Here is a 2278-nt window from a genome sequence, read left to right as displayed (position 1 = left end):
GTCCAGAGTAGAGTAAGAGGCAGGGCGTAGTCGGACTATTTCCCTGCCTCTCCTCCCCGAACCGGACGTGCACCTTTCAGCGCATCCGGCTCTCCATTTAAACGCTGGCGAACGCCATTGCCACTTCAGTGTAGCGCGATGTATACGTGTTTCTGGTTTCCGTCCTCAGATAGGGATTACCTTCGGGTAGACGCCAGCGGAACAGCTTCTTGCCTTGCCCCACCAACCGGTACAGTATTTCGCCACTGAACATGCCGTGGTTAGTTTTACCAAATAAAACCCACGTTTTGCTCTGACCCGGTTTCGGTGATTTACACCACCACCTCATCAGGGAAGCGATACCTGTACGGTATTTGCGGGCCAGCCAGTGAGCCAGCTTCCAGAACACGACACCGTCGATATAACTGAAGACTTTGGCCTTAAAATCAACGAACTGATAGAACATGGCCCAGCCTTTCAGTTTTCGGTTGAGTTGTTCAGCCATATCGACTTTGCTTTCACTGTAGTTGCCTGATAACAGTGCTGTCAGCGATGCGGCGAAGTTTCTGGCTTTCTTCTGCGGGATCGTTGAGACCACTCGCATCTCGCCATAACGACTGCGTTTGCGAATGATCCTGTGCCCCAGAAAGATAAAACCGTCATTAACGTGGGTGATTTTAGTCTTATCCATGTTCAGCCTGAGTTTCAGACTGCCTTCGAGCACAACCCGACACTCCTCCCTGATGGCTTCCGCCTGTGCTTTGGTGCCTTTGACGATGAGGACAAAATCATCGGCATAGCGGCAGTACGCCACCGCGGGTTTCCACTGCCAGTTTTCTCTGACCGCCGTACTTCGGCCCCGCTGGATACTGTTATTCCAGTACCACCGATCTTTTCTGGCTTTCCCGCTCAGGTAGCGCTCATGCAGGTATTGATCGAACTCATTCAACATGATATTCGACAGCAACGGCGATATTACGCCACCCTGTGGCACACCTTCACTGGCCGCCCGAAAGAGACCGACATCAATATGTCCCGCCTTGATGGTTTTCCACAGCAGAGTCATGAAACGTGCGTCACTGATCCTGCGGCGTACAGCCTTCATCAGTAGTCGATGATGTACGGTGTCGAAGTAACTGGACAGGTCGCCTTCAATCACCCAGCGTCCCCGTGTTTCACCGCAGTCGGTGAGCTGTAATTTCACCGTGCGGATCGCGTGGTGGACACTGCGCTCAGGCCGGAAGCCATATGAGAGCGTATGAAAATCACTCTCCCATATCGGCTCCATCGCCATCAGCATGGCCCGCTGAACAATACGATCCCGCAACGCGGGGATACCCAGTGGTCGCAGTTTGCCGTTGCTTTTAGGGATGTAAACCCGTCTGGCGGGCAAGGGCAGGTAGTGACCTGAGAGTAATTCATCCCTGAGGATTTGCAGCTCAACAGCCAGTCTGGCCTGTAGCATTGTTTTGTTCACGCCATCAACACCGGGGGTATGCGCCCCCTTTGATGAAAGCGTGATCCGCGCGGCTTCAGCCAGCCATTCTGGTTGTGTTATCAGACGCAGCAGCCGTTCAATCCGTAGGGACGGATCGGTGGCTGCCCATGTGGCAAGCTTGCGTTGCATTTCGCTGATTATCAAAGGTCTTCACCTCGTTAGGTCAGTTAATTCACGTCGCAAACACATTCAAACTGCTTCCCTTCGCCATGTAATGGGCTTTCCCCATCGCGGACTACTACGGAAGCTCCGCCAGCCAGCGCGTCATCGGAGCCATGCCCCCTTAACATCCGTCGCTGACCTTCCCCGGTTTACCTGCCTGGACTCAGACATACTGAGGAGGCTGCCCGTCGCACTCTTTATCCTTGCTTGCCGCAAGTCGGCAGAAGTCAGCAACGCGAGCGTGATAGACGCTGCTGCCCCGGTGTTTCGCATACATGTCAAAACACCTTCGACCGGCGGTGCTTACTTATCACTGCCAGTTCCTCCTGCACGGCCTGTCAGATCACGTAGGCCGTGGTGACGTTTTCAACCCACAGAGGCGGATTAACGGGTTCATGTTCTTCAGCCTATCAGTACTTAACCTTGAGGATCATCTCGGCTTAGTGATCTCGCCTCAATCCCCGTTGTCAGCGGGTTACATCACCCCGCGGGCATGCCGCAGGTCACTGCCGCTCAGGTTCTCCACCGTCACACCCGGTGGGATTGTTGGGTTTCTCATCGTGAGTTACCGGTTCAATATTCCAGACAGACTCGTGGTTCATTTGAGCGTCCATGCTCGCCCTGAACTCCGGGCACACT

Annotated in this window: 1 protein-coding gene; it reads right to left on the bottom strand. The window is 54.1% G+C overall.

Translation table 11 applies throughout. The features are described 5' to 3' along the window. Positions 1–97: 97 nt before the first annotated feature. Positions 98–1606 carry a group II intron reverse transcriptase/maturase gene (gene ltrA, locus D6C13_RS25175; protein WP_147408209.1) on the bottom strand — a complete coding sequence of 503 codons (1509 nt, stop codon included), beginning with the start codon at positions 1604–1606 and terminating at the stop codon, positions 98–100. Positions 1607–2278: the final 672 nt, after the last annotated feature.

It is taken from the genome of Rahnella woolbedingensis (assembly GCF_003602095.1).
Taxonomy (GTDB): Bacteria; Pseudomonadota; Gammaproteobacteria; order Enterobacterales; family Enterobacteriaceae; genus Rahnella; species Rahnella woolbedingensis.
This window is presented reverse-complemented; position numbering and strand designations above follow the sequence as displayed.